We start from the raw sequence: 17,060 nt of genomic DNA, 5'->3' as shown, positions 1-17,060 counted from the left end.
GGAGGCGCAGGCGGTGCCGGGTTCGGTCCGACACCGCCTGCGCGCCCCGGAGTCGGTCGGACTACTTGATCGTCCACTGCTGGAGCGGCGAGCCGGTGTCGGCCTGCTGGGTGACCAGCGCGCCGTTGCCGGTGGAGGCCGTGGTCAGCAGCAGGCCGGTGTGGGCGTTGGTGATCGTGTAGGCCCCGTTGGGCAGCTGCGCCAGCGTCCAGTGCTGGTTGACGCCGCCGGTGCAGGGCCACTGGATCGCCGCCGTGCCGACGGCGGTGAAGCCGCCGTTGTCGTCCATGCAGTCGCCCGAGCCGCCGTTGACCACCTGGTACGAGCCGTCGGGCTGCTGGGTGAAGGTCCAGTTCTGGTCGGCCGCGCCGGTCAGCGCGGAGGTGTCGAGCTGGATCCCGTCGGTGCTGGAGGCGTTCGGGTCCTCCAGCCCCTGGCCCTGGAGCGAGACCGTGTAGCTGCCGGACTTGATCGGGCCGGGCCCGACCTTCCAGCCGAAGGTGGTCGCGGCCGAGGCCGCGCCCGCCGTCACCGTGACCGTCGCCGTTCCGGTGGCGATGTTGGTCGGGGCGCCGCTGACCGCTCCGGTGGTGGAGTTGATGGTCACCCCGGCGGGCAGGCCGGTGGCCGAGTAGTACCGGGTGGCGTGGGCCGAGGAGATGGCCGAGGCCTGCAGGCTGACCTGCGCACCGTCGGTCCAGCTCTGGGCACCGATCCCGCTCACGGTCACGGTGCCCGCGACCTTGCCGACGGCGGTGATGCCCAGTGTCTGCTCACGGCTGGTGCGCGAACCGCCCACGGCGTTGCCGGTGGTGTTGGTCCAGTAGCGGGCCGGGGTGGTCTCGGCGACCGCACCGTTGGCGGCGTGCGCGCCGGTGCCCGGGTCCAGCCCGAGCACCAGGCCGCTGTAGCGGTTGACCAGCCGGTAGCTGCCGGTGGCCGCACCGGTGCTGTGGTCGGTGTCCCGGATGATCCACCACTGCTGGCCGACGGTCGGGCCGTTGGCGCCGGGCGCGGTGACGGTGGGCACGGTGCCCCAGGCGCGGGTGGCGGTGCTGCCGGTGCCGACGCCGAGCAGCTTCCCGGTATCGGAGTTGACGATCTGGTAGGAGCCGTCGCCGTTGGCGACGAAGGACCAGGCCTGGAGCGGCGAGGCGGGGTGCGCGTGCCGTCCGCTGCTCCGGACGCCGGCGTCGGTGGCGGACAGCGAGGCGGTCGCCGGGCTCCCGGCGACCTGGCTCAGCACCCGGCCGTTGCCGGCCGCGATCCGGTAGGTGTCGGCCGGGTTGAACGGTGCGGCGGCCGGAGCGCTGGAGCCGATGGTGATGTCGGCGTACTCGCCGTCCGAGCTGGCGCAGGCGATCGCACAGTAGGAGCGGAAGGTCTGGCCGACGATGGTCGAGCTGGTCACGTTCTGGTTGTCCAGGAACCAGCGGTACCAGGAGTCCGAGGTGTAGCTGCCGCTGGTGCCGATCAGGTGCCACTGCTGGGTGGCCAGGTTGCTGGTGGCGTAGAACTGCTGGGTCTGCGGCGTGCTGGTGTTCACCACCTCGGGCTCGCCGATGTAGAGGCCGAGGTAGGCGTCGTAGGCGATGTTCATGATGAACAGCGGGGACTTGGCCGGCAGCTTCCCGGCCGCCACCTGGGCGTCCACATTGCCGGTGTTGGCCGGGTTGTAGTCCTGGGCGGGCGGGGTGTAGCCGCTCGGAGCGGTCGCGGTGGCCGGCTCCAGGTTGCTCTCCTTGCCGCCGACGCCCGGCTGGGACCAGTGGCCGTCGTAGAACTTCTCCCAGCTGCCGGTCGCCATCTTGCCGGAGATCGGCGCGCGGGCGACGTGCGCCAGCCCGCCGGTGCTGCCGCCGGCTCCGGCCTTGGGCACGATCCGGGAGCCGTAGTAGACGTAGAAGTAGCCCGACGCGGTGTCGACGAACAGCCGGGGGTCGCCGTCACCGTAGTCGTAGGTCTGGTTGGGGAAGGCCGCGGTGTCGCCCCGGGTGGTGCTGTAGGGCGAGGTGATGGCGTGGCCCTCGATGGTCCAGGTCTTCCCCTGGTCGGTGGAGACCGCGTAGTCGATCGAGTCGTAGTGCAGCCCGTCGCCGAAGGGCTGCGGGGTGAACTCGTTGTGGACCAGGCCGTACCAGTTGCCGGTGTCCGGGTCGACCCACACGCCCACCAGGTCGCAGTAGTTCGGCTGGGAGTAGCCGGAGCCGGCGGCGGCGGTCGCGGTGACCCCGGTCGGGCTGGTGTTGCAGCGGACGGTGGTGTCGTTGTTGGCGTCCTTGGGGTTCGCCGGGTTGACCGCGTTGTCGAGGGTGCTGTCGGCGGTCGCGGTGTCGAAGTCCGTGCCGGTGAAGAAGTCCCAGGCCCGGGGGTCGGTCGCACCGTAGAGCGAGTGCGAGGACTGGTAGTAGAAGGCGCCGTCCTTGTCGGTGAACGGGCTGGCCGGGGTGTCGTCGGCGTTGTCGAAGGACCCGATCGAACCGATGTTGACGTTGAACGTGGCGGTCAACGGGTTCGCCGGCTTCGACGGCTTCGACGGGCTCGGTGCGGACGCCGAGGCCGTGGAGGTCGTCATCGCGCTGAGGCCGGCGGTGGCGAGCGCCAGCGCGGCTACGCCTCCGGCGAACCTTCGTCGGATGGAGGGTGTTGACACCGTGACTCCTTTTGCCGTGGTGATGGTTTTCCCGTGGTGCGTGGTGCGGTGCGCTGCGTGCGCGTGGTGCGGTGCGCCGTGTGCGCGTGGTGCGGTGTGTCCCCCCGTGCCTGCGTGTCCCCCGTGCGCGCCCCCGTGCGCGCGGCTTCAGCCCTCCGACATCCGGAAGTCGTACGCCGGCGGGACCGGTTGCCCGGGGTGGACGGCGAGCCACAGGGCGTCGAGCGAGAGCTCGCCCTCGCGCATGTTGTCCACCCGGATCCCCTCCGCCAGCAGCTCCCTGACCCGGTCGTCGGCGCCGGTCGCGTGCGCCGCCGCCGCCTCGGCCAACCGGATCCGGCCGTGGGCGCGGTCGGTCCTGGGCAGCGCCTCGATGATCCGCAGGGCCTCGGCGGGCCGGCCGGCACGCAGCAGCGCGTCCAGCGCCTCGATGGTCAGCTCCCGCAGCTCGGGGCGGAGCACGTGCGCCCGGACCAGCAGCTCGGCGGCGTCGCCCGGCGCCTCGGCCCCGGCGAGGAAGGCCAGGGCCCGCAGCGCCCAGGGCGTGGCCCGCTGTTCGAGCGAGCGCGTCCACGCCTCGCGGGCGGCCTCCGTCTCCCCGTCGGCCAGCCGGAGCAGGCCGAGCTGGTAGAGCGCGTGCCAGTCCCGGGCGCCGCGCTCCAGCAGTGCGCGCCAGCGCCGGCCGGTGACCGGGGCGGCCGGGGGTTCGGTGGCCGGCAGGACGCCGGTGGCGAGCAGTTCGCGCCAGGGCTGCTGCTCGGCGGCGGGGCTGCCGAAGGGCAGCAGCGGCGAGGCGGGCAGCGCCCCGGCCTCGATCTCCAGCGCGGCCCAGCCGGAGCCGGTGGCCAGGACCTCCTCGGGCGCGCCGAAGCCCTCCGCCGCCCGCTCGGCCCGTTCGAGCGCCGAGGCCGGCAGCAGCCGGTCCAGCGCCTCGGCCGCACCGATCCTGGCCTTCTCCCAACTGCCGTGCGCGATCTGCGGATCGACGGTCAGCAGACCGTAGCCCTCGGTCCAGGTCCAGCTGCTCTGTCCGGGCATCGGCAGGTGTTCGAGCTGGGTCCTGGCCAGCCCGGCCTGGATCTCCAGGTAGGCGTGGTCGGGGCCGGACAGCCACTCCTGCCAGTGCCGGCCGCCGGTGGTGGTGCCCCAGCAGAAGAGCTTCCGGCCGCGCAGCCGGTCGGTGGAGGTCTGGACGAGACCGGCGCCGCTCCCGTCCAGGGCGGCGATCCAGCGGCGTTCGCCCTCCGGCAGGTCCAGGAAGTAGTCCGCCGCGTGCGCGACCCGGGCCGGGTAGCTCCGGTCCGTGCCGTCCAGCTGCGGGAAGCCGACGCGGGCGAGGTCGCTGACGTAGTCGAAGTGGAAGGCGTGGTCCGCCGGCGCGAGGACCCGGGTGTCCGGCTGCTGCGGCACGGCGATGTTGGACCACCAGTAGACCGGGGTCTCCTGCTCGGCCGGGTTCTCCAGGGTGATGTTGACGAACAGCATCGGGGAGCCGGGCGGCAGCCAGGCGTCGAGCCGGAGGGTGAGCCGGCGCAGCCGCTCGAAGGCGTACATCCGCAGCACCGGCGTGCCGTCGGCTGCGGTCAGCCGCGCCGCGTGCAGCGGTTCGCAGGTCAGCGGCCAGTGCCCGGTGGCGCCCAGGTTCCACTCCACCCCGCCGGCCAGCCAGGCGTCGCGCAGGGCGAGGTTGGCCGGCTGGAAGAGCGGGTTGCGGTGCAGCAGTTCGCGTCCGTCGGGCCGGTGGACCAGCGACCACAGCCGTCCGCCGAGCGAGGGCAGGAAGGTCGCGGTCAGCGTCTCGTTCTCCAGCACGACGGCGGGCAGTTCGCGCTCGGCGCGCACCCGGTCGTAGTCGCCCTGCCGGGTGTAGGGGAGCAGCGAGTGCGGGGCGCCATAGGCCAGGTTGCGCCGCATCTCCTCGTCGAAGCCGGCGCCCTCGGCGGTCCGCGCGGGCAGCCCGTGCAGGATCGGCAGGTCGCCGCCGACCGGGTCGGGGGTGCCCTCGATCCGCAGGAGCTCCTGGCGCAGCGTCGAGGTCGTCCGCCTCTCCCCCACGGTCATGCCCCGGCTCGGTTCGTCCTGGTACGCATGGGTATGTCCTTCCAAAGGGGCAGCAGTGCACCGCATGCGACAGCGGATCGCAGGCCCGCTGTCGCTCGTTGGGTCGGAACAGTACGACGCATTTGACCGCTAAAACAAGATGTCGGGCACCGGGTTTCGAACGCGGCCACCTGTCGACCGACGACCAACCCCCTAGCCGACCCCGTCGCGATGGGAGAGAATGGCCGATACGGCGGTACCCTGACCGGTTCGGGCTGCTTGACGCTCTCCGGGCGCGGAGCTAGGTTTCAGCTGCAATCTATTTGATCGGTAAAAGGCGAGGGTTCGATGGCGACGATGCGGGAAGTGGCCGAGCGCGCCGGGGTCACCAAGCAGACCGTCTCGAACGTCGTCACCGGTCGGGTGCCGGTACGGCCGGAGACGGCGGCGCGGGTGCGCTCGGCGATCGAGGAGCTCGGGTACACCCCGAACCTGGTGGCCCGTTCACTGGCGACCGGCACCACCATGACGGTCGGCCTGTTCGTGCCGACGGTGGCCAGCCCGTTCTACTCGGAGGTCATCGAGGAGGTCGAGAACGTCCTGGAGCGGCACGGCTACCACCTGCTGCTCTGCACCACGCGACTCGACGGCGAGCGCGCCCGCCGGCATCTGGCCGGACTGTCCAGCCGCTCCGTCGACGCGCTGCTGATCGCCGGCGACCGCGACCTGATCGACCATCTGCCGCTGCTCGCGGACGCCCGCTTCCCGGTGGTGCTGTGCGCCTGGGAGAGCGAGGCGCCGGGCGATTTCCCGGTGGTCACCATCGACTACGAGCAGGCCGGCTACCTGGCCGGACGCCATCTGCGCGAGCTCGGGCACGAACGGGTGGCCGTGCTGGCCAGCCTGCCCGCGCACGCGCCCCGGCTGGAGGGCTTCCGCCGCGCCTTCGCCCGCGACGGGCTGACCGTCCCGGACGCCTCGGTGTTCGTCCCGCCCGAGCCGACGCCGGCCGGCGGCGCCGTCGCCGCCCGCGCCGCGCTGGCCGCCGACCCCGGCCTGACCGCGATCTTCGCCACCCACGACGTCCTCAGCTACGGCGCGCTGGAGGCGGCGACGGAGGCCGGCCTCTCGGTCCCGGGCGACCTGTCGGTGGTCGGGCACGACGACATCCAGGAGGGCTGGCGCGCGCACCCGGCGCTGACCACGGTCGTCTTCCCCAAGCAGGAGATGGCGCGCCAGGCGACCGAGCTGTTGCTCCGCTCCCTCACCGACCGGGCGGCCCCCGCCAACTCGCTGCAACTGCTGCGCCCCAGACTGATCGTCCGCGAGAGCACCGGCCCGGTCGGCGGCGGCTGAGCGCCGCTGGTCGGAGCGTTGTCCGGGCACCGCCGCCTGGACAGGCCTGTGACCGCAGCGGAGCCCCTCAGCAATCCCGACCCCGCGTCTGAGCGCCGAGTTTACGATCACCGCGCCGCTGACTACCGTGTCGGGGTGACCAACACGACGCTGCTGCGGGCCCTTCACGATCCGGGCGATCCCCCCTGCCGCCCGCTCCCGACGCCGGTGGATGACCTCCTGCTGGCCCTGGCAGCGCCACCCCGACTGGCTGCCCACCTGCGCGTCGTCCACGACGTGGCGCACCAACTGGTCATGTGGACCGAGCAGCACCACCCCGAGCTGCCCTTCGACCGCGAGGCGGTGCTCTTCGGCGCTGCAACCCACGACATCGGCAAGGTGGTGCACGCCGCCGAGCTGTCCGGCCCCGGCTCGGCCCACGAGGAGGCCGGGCGGGAACTCCTGTTGGCCCATGGAGTCCGCCCCGAGCTGGCCCGCTTCGCGGGAACCCACGCCGCGTGGACAGATCCCGGCATCCAAGTCGAGGACCTGCTGGTCAGCACCGCCGACAAGGTCTGGAAGAACAAGCGCGTGCCGGAGTTGGAGAACCTGCTCGTGGCCCGCCTGTCAGCCGCATCCGGCCAACCCGCCTGGGAGGTATTCCTGGCTCTCGACGAAGCCCTGGAGCGCATCGGCGACGGTGCCACCCACCGCCTGGCCTTCCAGTCCGCCTACCCGGTCCACGGCTGAACCTCCGACAACCGCAGACCGGGCGCAACCGAGCGAAGCTGCTACATTCCGCTGTTCACTCGATCGGCACTCCAAGGAGGACAGACGCACGCGATCCGACGCACGACCCACCCCGCAGTGCTCTGCCTGCTGATCGGCTCGACAGCCGGGTGCCACTCCACGCCGTCGCCGGCTTCCTCGCCCTCGTCGGGCACGCCGTCCGCCCCGACGACGCCAAGTACCTCCGCCACAGGCAAAAGCATCGGGAAGGCGACACCCATGAGCCAGAGCGCGCTCAAGGCGGTCACTCTGTCCGCATCGGACGTTCCGACGCTCCAGCTGTCCCCGTACAGCGACAACACGGCTGTGGACCGCCGGACATAAGTGGCGGACACCGGAGGCCCTGAGTGCACCCTCTTCCTCAATGCCGTCAACGTATCCGGAACCCACTACCGTGCGCTGGACGAGGTCGACCGTGGCTACACCATGCTCGGCTGCCCGGACAAGCTGCCCTTCGAGTTGGAGACCATGATGACCGGCTTCGCCTCGGCTGCCGACGCCCAGCGGGTCGTCACCGACACCCGTAGCAGCGGGAAGAACTGTCCGAACATCAGGTTCACCCTCGACAGCCCCGTCCGGGAGGCCTACCAGGACGTGCCCCCCTTCTCACTCCCGACGGTGGGTGATGACGCCACAGCCACCGGGCGACCTACAACCTGAGCAACGGCTCGCCCATGCCCCTGGTCGTCGACACGATCCGGGTCGGCACCGTCGTGCTCAGCGTCCGGGTCTACTACGCTGCCGACTCCTCCGCCGTCCTGCAGCAGGTCGCGACGGCAGCCGCCGCCAACCTTCGGCAGGAGGAGGCCTGGATGACGCACCGAGCTCTACCTCGTCATCCCCGCCGCCAACGCGGCCCAACGGCGAGCGGGGCGGCATCCGCGACCATCCGGTGCATCACGGGAACAGGGATGGCAGGATTGCGAGTCGCGTCCTCAACACTGCGCAGGCGAAGCAGGAGGGACACCAACTCGTCCGGCGGCATGACCGGGTTGGAACAGACACGCCACTGCACACCCCGGTCGGACTCGGCAGCCAGCCTGACCGCAGCCTCCGGCGTGAGCCGACGGTCCGCTGCAGCCGCCCTGCGCACGATTACGTCAGGATCACAGCTGAACTGCTCGACGAGTGCAGCGGTGGAGGCCGGGTCGTCCAGCGCGAGCGCCCGCAGGCGCGGGTTCGGGTCCTCCGCGAAGCGCAGCAGCCCCTCGCGCGGGAAGTTGGGATGGTTGCGCGGCCGACCGGGGAACGAGAAGCTCTCGTCCCACCAGCCTGCTACCTCAACGAGCATCTCGGGCGGGGCGTCGTCGCAGGACTCGGCCAGGAAGAGTCGCACGACCGAGTCCTCGTCGCGGGCCAGGACAGCCACCACGTCCGCAGGAAGTCGCGGTGCCCGCGCGACGCTGCGGCGGACCAACAGCTTGGGTGAGACCGCGAGTTGACGCATGGCATCGGCGTTCGCGTGCAGCGCGCCGATCCACCACAGTGCTGTCGTATAGCCTTGCGGATCGATGTCCGGGACCTCGGCGGCCATGACGGCAATCTCGTCCGGCGATGTCGGCGGCAGAGCCTCGGGGTACGGCGCGTGACCGACACCTCGACCGCCACGCGCCGTCTGCCGAATCGTCAGGACTTCGTTCGCCCGCTCCGTCAACTGCTCACGCAGGTCAGGTTCGGGCGTGGCGGCGATGAGTCGTTCCCACTGGGCCGCGGAGAGGTTGAAGCATTCGGCGACACGGCCCCGGACGCTCCTGCTCGGATGGACAAGCGCGGCCTCGGCGACGCTTTCCGGCAGGTCTTTGCGCCAGAGAAAGCCGGTGGCGCCGATATCCAGAAGCTTGATGAGCAGTTCTTCGGGAGCTGCCCGGTTGAAGCCCAACCCCTCGAGCCACGAGAGGCCGATTCGACGGTCGACTTCGGTGGCCGGAATCAACCTGGCCCAGGCACTGTGCTGCGTGGCAAACGCTGATTCAGTCATCGGCCACAGCCTATGCCGGACACGCGGCGCAGCACCATGTCGGCCGCCACCCGGGCAGCCCTCCCGGCACTGGGGACGATGACCGCTGGCCGGGGCCGGAAATGGACGTCCGTCAGGAGAGGACCAGCAGGTCCATCCAGCTGACGGCCGGCTCGTCCGGGGCTGCGGTGGCGGCGGCGCGGAGGCGGGCGAGGCCGCGCTCGTAGGCCTCGTCGGTGAGGGCGCGGAGCTTGGAGTCCGCCTCGCGGCGGAGGCCGTCGGCGAAGGCGGTGAGGGTGGGCGCGCTCTGCTGCGGCAGCGAGCGGAGCGAGACCCGGGCGAAACCGGCCGTCGCGAATGCCGCGCAGACCCGCTCGACGCTGGGGTAGCCGTCCACCAGCCGCTCGGTCTCGGGGAAGAACCGCACCCGCAGGTCCCGCCCGCAGCGCCCGGGGAAGGCGTTGCGGATCAGCACCGGCGCGCCCAGCTTCAGCGCCCGGCGCAGCTCGCGGGCGGCTGTCTCCAGGTCGCTCAGGTAGTGGATCACCGAACCGAGCCACGCCGCGTCCGCGCAACCGTCCGGCACGGGCAGGGCCTCCGCGCGGCCGTCCAGGGCGCGAATCCCCTCCGAGACCGGGATCAACTCCCGCATCGCTTGGGCCGGTTCCACCGCCAGGACGGTTGCCCCGAACCAGGCGTGGAACGCGCCGGCGAAGCCGCCGGTCCCGGCGCCGACGTCCAGCACCGTCGTCCCCGACCCGAGCCGAACCGTCTCGGCGATGGCGTCACGCCACGCGTCGAGCGCGTCCCGGGGAATCTCCCGAGACGCCCGGTAGTCCTCGGCGGCCTGGCGATCGTAGACGGCTCCAGCCATGGTCTCTCCCCTGCTCCTGTCGTCGACAGCAATCGGCCCCCTGCGGCTGGTGCTGCGCCACAGGGGGCCGTACGCGCTACGGCGTAACGTACCGCTCGCCATAGGCGAACGCCGGATCACGCCGCTTGACGGCGTCCACGAAAGACGCGAACGCGGCCGTGGTGAACGGCAGAACAGGCGAGGCAGCACCGAGCGCGGTGTCCACGACAGGGGCAATCCCGACAGCCAGGAGGTCACGGGAGGTCCCCACGCAGCCGCTCTGTCCGCCGGAGTAGGAGGACTTGAAGGTAGCGAGATTGGACGGGTTGATGGCGGAAGTCATGGTGACCACCTCTCCGATCTTGCTGCGCATCAGGTTGCGGGACTCCCCTACGGCGTAACGTACCGCTCGCCAAAGGCGAACGCCGGATCACGCCGCTTGACGGCGTCCACGAAGGACGCGAACGCAGCCGTGGTGAACGGGAGGACGGGCGAAGCAGCGCCGAGCGCAGTGTCCACGACGGGGGCGATCCCGACGGCCAGGAGGTCACGGGACGAACCAACGCAACTGTTGCCACCCCCTGAGTAGCTGGACTTGAAGATACCGAGGTCGCCAGCGTCGTATGAGGGGGTCACGTTGATCAACTCTCCCAATGAGCGATAGATCATCTGTTGGGACTCCGGAACCGGTAGCGCCGATGCCCTCAGCAGATCGTAACGTGCCCGATGACCGGACACGACGGACGGGTCATCCGAGATGCGCCCGTGGTCCAACCCCTCCGTATAGAACCACGATTGCCCGCTCGGCATATCCAGAAAGGCCATCGGACTGTCGACGAAGGCCAACGGCGGTCGATCATTCGGAAGGATCTGGACAACCACATTGGTCATGTCCATCATGTCGATCAGATGCCTGAGTTGATTGGCCATCACCTGGCGACTGCCGATAATTCTGTGCAGGACTGACTCGTCAATGACCACCAGGACGCGAAGCGGAAACTCCCCGAACAGCCTTCCCACCCGGGACAGTCGGGCGGCCGTCAGCTCGGCGATGCGAGTTGGACTGTGCCACTCGGCAAGCTGCGCCCGCATGTACGGCTCGACCTGGAGAAGTCCCGGGAAGCCGTACGGGTACCACTCCCTGAGCGTCAGGGCCTTGGCTTCCAGCTCCACGTACTTGCGAAAGAAGTCCGGGTGGTACGCCGCCGTGGCCTCCCGGTCGACGTACTTGAGACTCCGTAGGAGTACGCCACCAGTTTCGAGCACGTCATCAAACGCCCTGGCCAGCTCGGGTGTGGCAATGCCCCTCCCGTTCTCCAGGGAACTGATCCATGACTGGTCGCAGTGAACGAGCACCGCCAGTGCGCCTTGCGTCATGCCCTGGCGCCCCCGCCAGAACAGTAGTTCGGCACCCCACAACTCGGCGGCGCCATTGGTTGTCTGCTGAACCTTCGGCCGCGCCATGTGCACCCCCAGGTTGGATATGACTCTTCAATCGCTCATCGGCCGGACCTTGGTCTACGAGCTACCACACATCGACACTGAGTGAGCGTCACATTAGGACATGCCCCTCCGACGGCTGGCGCAAAACGAATGTAAGGACCCCAAGGAGATCAGCACATGACGAGCACACAGCCACGCACCGCACCGCCTCGCCGACCGGGTGCGGACCCCGCACCCGCACCCGTCCTCTACCGCCCGCAGCGGGACGACTGGGTCGTGGACACCGAGACCGGGTTCGTCGGACGGTTCCAGGCCGTCACCGCCGACCGTGCCTACATCCGGCCCTACGGGGGTGGGTTGGAGCACGACACGCTTCCGACGTCCCTTCGTGAGGCGACCCCCGAGGAGCGGGACATCGCCGTGCAGGCGGCCGAGGCCCGGCGCGGCGGCGACCAGGACGGCCGCTGATGCCGCCCCGCCGATGCCGGTCGATCGGACGGCGAGGGTCACCCCGTTGGAGTCGCTGACCAGCCCGCTGCCTCGCCCCGTGCCGGTGCCTGGATGCGCGGAGTGCGCCCGACTCGCCGCCGCCGAGCAGGCGGCGGGACGGGACCGGAGCGCGGCGGCCGACCAACGGATCTACCTACGAAGGCATCTGAAGGCCGAGCACCGCTGACCGGCACGGTGCGGGCGGCGCCCTGGATTGTCAGTGGCGCCCACCATGATCTGGCCTATGACCACTTCCGCCTCCGCCAAGCCGTTCGCGGCGCTCGCCGCCCAACACCTGCCACCTGATGCCGCTGCCCGCTGGACATCACTGCTGCGCCCGTGCGTGCGTCTGACCGCAGCGGCCAAGGACCGCGCGGCCGCGCCCGTGGTGGCAACACTCGGTGGGTCCCCGCTGCTGCCTGCCGAGATGGAGTGGCCCGAGTGGCCCGGCTACGGGCCGCTGTCGTTCATCGCCTCGGTGGACTGCGGCGCGCTGCCCCGGGCCGGCGTCACCGCATCCTTCCCGGACAGCGGGACGCTGCTGTTCTTCTACTTCGACGGCCGGGTCGACGACACCGAGGCGTTCGTGTTCGTCGACGACCCGGAGACCTGGGCCGGTGCCCGAGTCCTCTACATCCCCGCCGACACCCCCGTATCCCCAGTACTCGTGCCCAGCGAGCTGGAGCCCTACAAGCGCGTGGAGTTGACCGCGAGCGTTCGGTCGAGCGCCCCGGATCCCTGGCACCCGCAGAGCGAACAGGCCCTGGCCACCGAGGGCATACGGCCCGAACTGCCCCACCTCCAGCCCGCGCCGGTAAAGGCGTTCATCAATGCCCTTTACAAGGGGGGCAGTCAGATCGGGCACCAGATCGGGGGCCATGCCGATCCGGTCCAGGGCCCGGTCGAGTACGAGGTCGCACGAGCCGTCATCGGCAGCAGGCGTACCGGCATGGGCGACGACCGTATGAAAGCCGAGGCGCAGCGCTGGGTGCTACTGGCCCAGTTCGACACCGACGGCGACGCGGACATGATGTGGGGCGACTGCGGGGCGTTGTACTGGCTGATCCGTCCGGAGGACCTGGCCGCGCGCCGTTTCGAGGCGGCCATGTTCACCTGGCAGTGCTGCTGACCGCCTCGCAGACGAGAGAGACCGCCGTGGAAGCGGGCGCAGGCCTGTTCGGGCACCTGGTCATCCCCGGCTGACAGTCGATGCGACTGTCCCCGCGTCGCCATATTCGGATGATCGGCCGTCCGCCGCCCACTACCGTGGGCGCCGTGACCGAGACAACGCGTCCCTTCCGGTATGTCGGGCCTCCAGAGCTGCTGCCTGCCGCGTCCCGAGGCCCCGCCGGGCAACTCGTCCGCAGTTCGGGCGACCTGGGACGCTGGATGGCCGCCCTCGACCCGGCCGAGCGGCAGGAGCCGGTCACCTACGTGGTGGACGAGCAAGGCGCACTGCTCCTCGCCCCACGCCGCAGTGAACACGTCGACTGCGCCGGTGGCGCGGACGTGCTGGTAGCTGGTGAGATCGGGTTCGTCCAGGACGACACCGGCACCGGCTGGAGCGTCGGCGAGGTCAGCAACCAGTCCACCGGCTACTGCCCCTCCCCCGGCTGCTGGCCGGCAGTCGCGGCGGCGCTCGACGCCGCCGGGATCGCCCACCCAGACGGCTTCACCCACGCCTTCGTCTTCCGCCGCTGCGAGCCCTGCCGACAGCTCACCATCGTCAAGGACGACGACTACACCTGTGCTCTGTGCGGCTCGGACCTCGCGCGGCGGAGTTCGGCAGCGGTGATCGACCTGCCGGTCCCACCAGACACCCGGGCCGGGCAACTGGCGGCCTCCATCCGGCCCGCCGACAACTCGGCCTTCCTCGACGCGGTCACCGACAGCACTCTGACTTTCCATCACCGCAGTACCCGCACCCTGCTGGCCGCCGGGCCGGAGGAGGGCTTCGACGCGGTCCCGGTGCTCGAACCGACGTGGAGCCTGCTGCTGCGCGCCGTCCACCAGAGCTTCGCCGCGCACCTGCCGCTCAGCCTCTCGCCGGACCTCCTCTGGTACGCGGTGGTGCACGAGGTCGCCGTCCACGTCCAGTTGAACAGCGAGCAGTACGCCGGGATCTTCACCGACACCCCGGCTCACCGGCAGACCATCACGGTCCGCGACGACAGCCTGCTCGACTCGGAACCGGACTGGAGCCGATCCATCCGCCTGGTCCAGGAGCCCCTGCGGGCCAAGCTCGGCAGCGACCTCGCCGACCTGCTCCTGCCGCAGTTCAGCACCACCACACCCGAGGACGTCTCCTCGGCGCTGGTCGCCCTGATGTCCGTGGTCAGCCCCTACTACCGCTTCGAGTGGGAGAGTCTCTGCGGGATCCCGCGTATCCGGCTGGAGGGCCAGGCGTCGGACTGGCGACTGCTGGCCACCCGTGTCCGCGCGCTCGGAGAGTGGTTCGACGGGCTTGAGTCATGGTTCCAGGCCCTGGGCCCGGTCCTCGACGAGATCGCTGCCACGGCCGCCGGCGGCACCGTCGACACCGAGTTCTGGCGTTCCCTCTACAAGTGGCAGTCCATGTCCGGCGGTGAGTTCGTCTCCGGCTGGATCACCGTCTTCTTCGCCCACACGCAGACTCCCTCCGGACCACAGCCCAAGCAGTCCTTCGGCTGGAGCAGGGGCGAACGCTTCCGGGAGAATGCCTTCCCCTCCCACATCTCCCTGGTGCCCTTCGAGTGGCACTGTCCAGACGGTGCCCGCGAGATGCGGTTCCTCGCCGGCGTGCTCGGCATCGAACTCGACGGCGAGTACGTCCGCCCCCTCCTCGGCCATGCCGTCGCCGAGCGGCGGGCTGCGGCACCCCACCCCGAGGACCACCTGCTGCCGGACGGCTGGACCCACACCCGGCTGCGCCGAGTGGCCGGCTTCTCCGCCGCGCAGGCGTTGTCGGCCGACCGCGCGGTCTGGCGGCCGGCCCCCGACGACGGACCAAGCCAGCGGTTCCGGCCAACCCACGTCGTTCAGCTCGCCCTCTGCTGCCTGGTCCGCGCCGCTGACAGCGGCCTCTGGTACGCCGGATCGCTGCACCCTGACACCGGCGAAATCCACTGCACGACCTCGCACGGCCCCGATCTCGCCCAAGCCATCGAGGACTTCTGACCCGAGCGTCGATTTCGCTGCGCCCTACCGACCAGGCGGCCCTTGCCGCCGCCGTCCGCCCTCGCCCCTCCGGAGGATCCCCGACGGAGTGAAGCACGGAGTGAAGCTCAGGGGCGTGCGAACCGCCGGATGCCCAGGAAGGGCACGACGCCGCAAGGATTCTGCGGCTCACTGTCCGAGCATCGGCCTTGCCACGTGAACCAGCTGCGGTCAAGGACCGTAGAGAAGCGTCCCAATCGTGAGGCACGCAGCACAGACACGGCAGCTGTAGATCGTGATCTCGGTGGTGTTGCTCCTGGTCAGCGAGGCCGGGGCCGTCTGCGGGCATGAGGACAGCCGCCGCGATCATGACGAGATGTGACTCAACATCAGTACGCGGCGGCTGCCGCGCCGACGATAGCGCATGACCGGCACCGTGAGCTCTTCGAGGACCTCATGGGCGCTGTGGCCAGCGGTTTTCCCCGCCGGGAGACGCGTTCGACGTTCCGCCAGCTCGCCGAGGGGCTGCTGATGGAACTGGAGAACGTCAACTGCTGGACCCTGGCCGAGGCGATCGGCCACAGCGGCCCACACCGCCTGCAGCACCTGCTCTCCCGCGCGAGCTGGGACGACGAAGCGGTGCTGGACGCGGCCGCCGCCTGGGCCGTCGCCGCGCTGGACGACGGCGACGCGGTGCTGATCGCGGACGAGACCGGCGACGCGAAGTCCTCCACCGACGCGGTCGGCGCCGCCCACCAGTACTCCGGCTCGCTCGGCGGGATCGGCCTGTGCCAGGTCGCCGTCCACCTCACCTACGCCACCAGCCGCGGCCACACCATCGTCGACCGCGTCCACTACCTCGGCCGTCAGTGGGCCGCCGACGAGGAGCGTCGCGAACACACGGGCGTGCCAGAGGAGTTGATGTTCGCAACCAAGACCGCCCAGGCCCAGGCCATGCTGGAGAAGGCGCACGCCGCCGGGGTCCGCGCGAGCTTCTTCGCCGGGGACGAGGTCTACGGCGCCAAGGCCCTGCGGACCACCTGCCGCCGGCTCGGCCTCGGCTACGCAGTCGCGGTCCGCAGCAGCCACCACCTCACCCTGCCCTCGGGCGCCAGGCTGTCCGCCGCCAAGGCGAAAGCCCTGGTCCCCAAGGGGGCCTGGCAGCGGATGCGCACCGGAACCGGCAGCAAGGGCGCACGCGACTACGACTGGGCCATGCTCGACGTCCACCCCGACGACACCCCCGCCGACCACGCGGAAGGCGGGGTCTCGGTGCTGCTGGCCCGCCGCCACCGCTACACCGGAACCGTCTCCTACTACCGTTGCTGGAGCCCGATACCGGCGAGCCTGGCGCGGCTGGTGGGCATCGTGTGCCTGCGCTGGAAGATCGAGGAAGACTTCCAAGCCGCGAAGAACACCGTCGGCCTGGACAAAGGCCAGGTCACCACCTGGACCAGCTGGCACCGCTGGTCCACCGCCGCCCTGGTCGCCTACGCATTCCTCGCCGTCGCCACCGCCCTCGAAGCAGGCGAACCCACACCCGCCGGGCTCGAGCTGGTCCCACTCAGCAGCTTCGAACTCCTGCGCCTGCTCCGGCTACTGATCCTCCCCACGCCCCGCCGGGACGCCGGCCACGTCCTGCGCTGGTCCGCCTGGCGACGCCGCCACCAACACCGCGCCCGCGCCTGCCACCAACGCTGGCACGCCTACGCCGACAGCACCCCATGAACCCAAAGATCACGATCTACAGCTGCCGTGACAGAAGGCCACGCCATGGGCTCGCGGCTTCTGCAGTATCTCCGCAGCCTGTCTACAAACATTCTTGCCGTGGATCTGGTTCAGTTCTCTATAGTCACCCGAAATGTATGGATCATCATTTGCCCCTGGCTGATGACTACCCTGAAGAGCCCGTGCAAGCGCCGAGGCACTGAGTCCTGGCGCGAATTCTCCGGTTCCCATAAAGGTGGACTCTACTGCGCGTGTCGCGCTTCGTCCAGAGTGAAGAACTACCCTCTCGCCCCCAACTACCCCCTCGGGGAGGGCAGTACCCACCCTTCACCGCATAACGCCCGAAACCTGAAGACTCAAGCTGAACCCCTGCAGAGAAATAGCAGAGAACACGGGATGACCACGATCAGACGGAACGCGGATTCGGACGAACACACAGCTCACAGAGGTAGCGGGTGACGCCGAAACACGGATCCGACAGATCTGTCACACGTCGGAATCTCGGGTTTCGTTTCCTCATGAGTCGAGGCACTTTGAGCATGCTTTGAGGTTGTCCAACTCTCCGTCGGGGCAGCTTGAGCAGCGGCCGGTGTGGCGAGGGACAGGGCCGCGATTGCGCCGGTCAAGCCGAACGAGAT

At 70.1% G+C, this 17,060-nt stretch carries 13 protein-coding genes; 7 read left to right on the top strand and 6 right to left on the bottom strand.

All coding sequences use genetic code 11. The features are described from left to right. Window positions 1-61: 61 nt before the first annotated feature. Both BS75_RS33790 and BS75_RS33785 read right to left on the bottom strand, forming a co-directional pair. Complete coding sequence (locus BS75_RS33790) at window positions 62-2,653, bottom strand: RICIN domain-containing protein (RefSeq protein WP_034090937.1); 2,592 nt, start codon at window positions 2,651-2,653, stop codon at window positions 62-64. Between the two features lie 147 nt (window positions 2,654-2,800). After that, window positions 2,801-4,714, bottom strand: coding sequence for a DUF5107 domain-containing protein (locus BS75_RS33785; RefSeq protein ID WP_034090936.1), 1,914 nt, complete (start codon window positions 4,712-4,714; stop codon window positions 2,801-2,803). A 327-nt stretch (window positions 4,715-5,041) separates the two neighbouring features. Between BS75_RS33785 and BS75_RS33780 the strand changes: the two genes are divergently transcribed. From BS75_RS33780 to BS75_RS33765, 3 genes are all read left to right on the top strand, one after another. After that, the gene (locus BS75_RS33780; RefSeq protein WP_034090935.1) at window positions 5,042-6,049 is read left to right on the top strand and encodes a LacI family DNA-binding transcriptional regulator; all 1,008 of its coding nucleotides are present in this window, start codon (window positions 5,042-5,044) and stop codon (window positions 6,047-6,049) included. A gap of 135 nt (window positions 6,050-6,184) precedes the next feature. Continuing rightward, window positions 6,185-6,778, top strand: a complete 594-nt coding sequence (locus tag BS75_RS33775) for an HD domain-containing protein (RefSeq protein ID WP_042440515.1) — start codon at window positions 6,185-6,187, stop codon at window positions 6,776-6,778. 363 nt (window positions 6,779-7,141) lie between these two features. Continuing rightward, window positions 7,142-7,477, top strand: a complete 336-nt coding sequence (locus BS75_RS33765; RefSeq protein WP_034090933.1) for a hypothetical protein — start codon at window positions 7,142-7,144, stop codon at window positions 7,475-7,477. 175 nt (window positions 7,478-7,652) lie between these two features. Here the strand turns inward: BS75_RS33765 and BS75_RS45140 are convergent, their stop codons facing one another. The 4 genes from BS75_RS45140 to BS75_RS33745 form a co-directional block, all read right to left on the bottom strand. Beyond that, entirely contained in the window at window positions 7,653-8,795 is a 1,143-nt protein-coding gene (locus BS75_RS45140; RefSeq protein ID WP_052070046.1) for a hypothetical protein, read from the bottom strand. A gap of 112 nt (window positions 8,796-8,907) precedes the next feature. Further along, a complete protein-coding gene (locus tag BS75_RS33755) occupies window positions 8,908-9,648 on the bottom strand; it encodes a methyltransferase domain-containing protein (protein ID WP_034090932.1) in 741 nt (246 codons plus the stop codon). Between the two features lie 76 nt (window positions 9,649-9,724). Beyond that, window positions 9,725-10,000 carry a DUF397 domain-containing protein gene (locus BS75_RS33750; protein ID WP_034090931.1) on the bottom strand — a complete coding sequence of 92 codons (276 nt, stop codon included), beginning with the start codon at window positions 9,998-10,000 and terminating at the stop codon, window positions 9,725-9,727. Window positions 10,001-10,017: 17 nt separating this feature from the next. Continuing rightward, on the bottom strand, window positions 10,018-11,091 hold the full coding sequence (locus BS75_RS33745) for a Scr1 family TA system antitoxin-like transcriptional regulator (protein ID WP_152646248.1): 1,074 nt from the start codon (window positions 11,089-11,091) through the stop codon (window positions 10,018-10,020). Between the two features lie 156 nt (window positions 11,092-11,247). Between BS75_RS33745 and BS75_RS33740 the strand changes: the two genes are divergently transcribed. The 4 genes from BS75_RS33740 to BS75_RS33720 all read left to right on the top strand — a co-directional run bounded on the left by BS75_RS33740 (window position 11,248) and on the right by BS75_RS33720 (window position 16,422). Then, window positions 11,248-11,538 carry a hypothetical protein gene (locus BS75_RS33740; protein WP_152646247.1) on the top strand — a complete coding sequence of 97 codons (291 nt, stop codon included), beginning with the start codon at window positions 11,248-11,250 and terminating at the stop codon, window positions 11,536-11,538. 265 nt (window positions 11,539-11,803) lie between these two features. Further along, window positions 11,804-12,688, top strand: a complete 885-nt coding sequence (locus tag BS75_RS33735; RefSeq protein ID WP_034090928.1) for a YwqG family protein — start codon at window positions 11,804-11,806, stop codon at window positions 12,686-12,688. A gap of 146 nt (window positions 12,689-12,834) precedes the next feature. Then, window positions 12,835-14,715 (top strand): DUF4419 domain-containing protein, encoded by a 1,881-nt coding sequence (locus BS75_RS33725; RefSeq protein ID WP_231607972.1) that lies wholly within the window; start codon window positions 12,835-12,837, stop codon window positions 14,713-14,715. A gap of 357 nt (window positions 14,716-15,072) precedes the next feature. Then, window positions 15,073-16,422, top strand: coding sequence for an IS701 family transposase (locus BS75_RS33720; RefSeq protein WP_034086917.1), 1,350 nt, complete (start codon window positions 15,073-15,075; stop codon window positions 16,420-16,422). The last annotated feature ends 638 nt before the right edge of the window (window positions 16,423-17,060 follow it).

The sequence above is a fragment of the Streptacidiphilus albus JL83 genome, assembly GCF_000744705.1.
GTDB lineage: Bacteria > Actinomycetota > Actinomycetes > Streptomycetales > Streptomycetaceae > Streptacidiphilus > Streptacidiphilus albus.
This window is presented reverse-complemented; position numbering and strand designations above follow the sequence as displayed.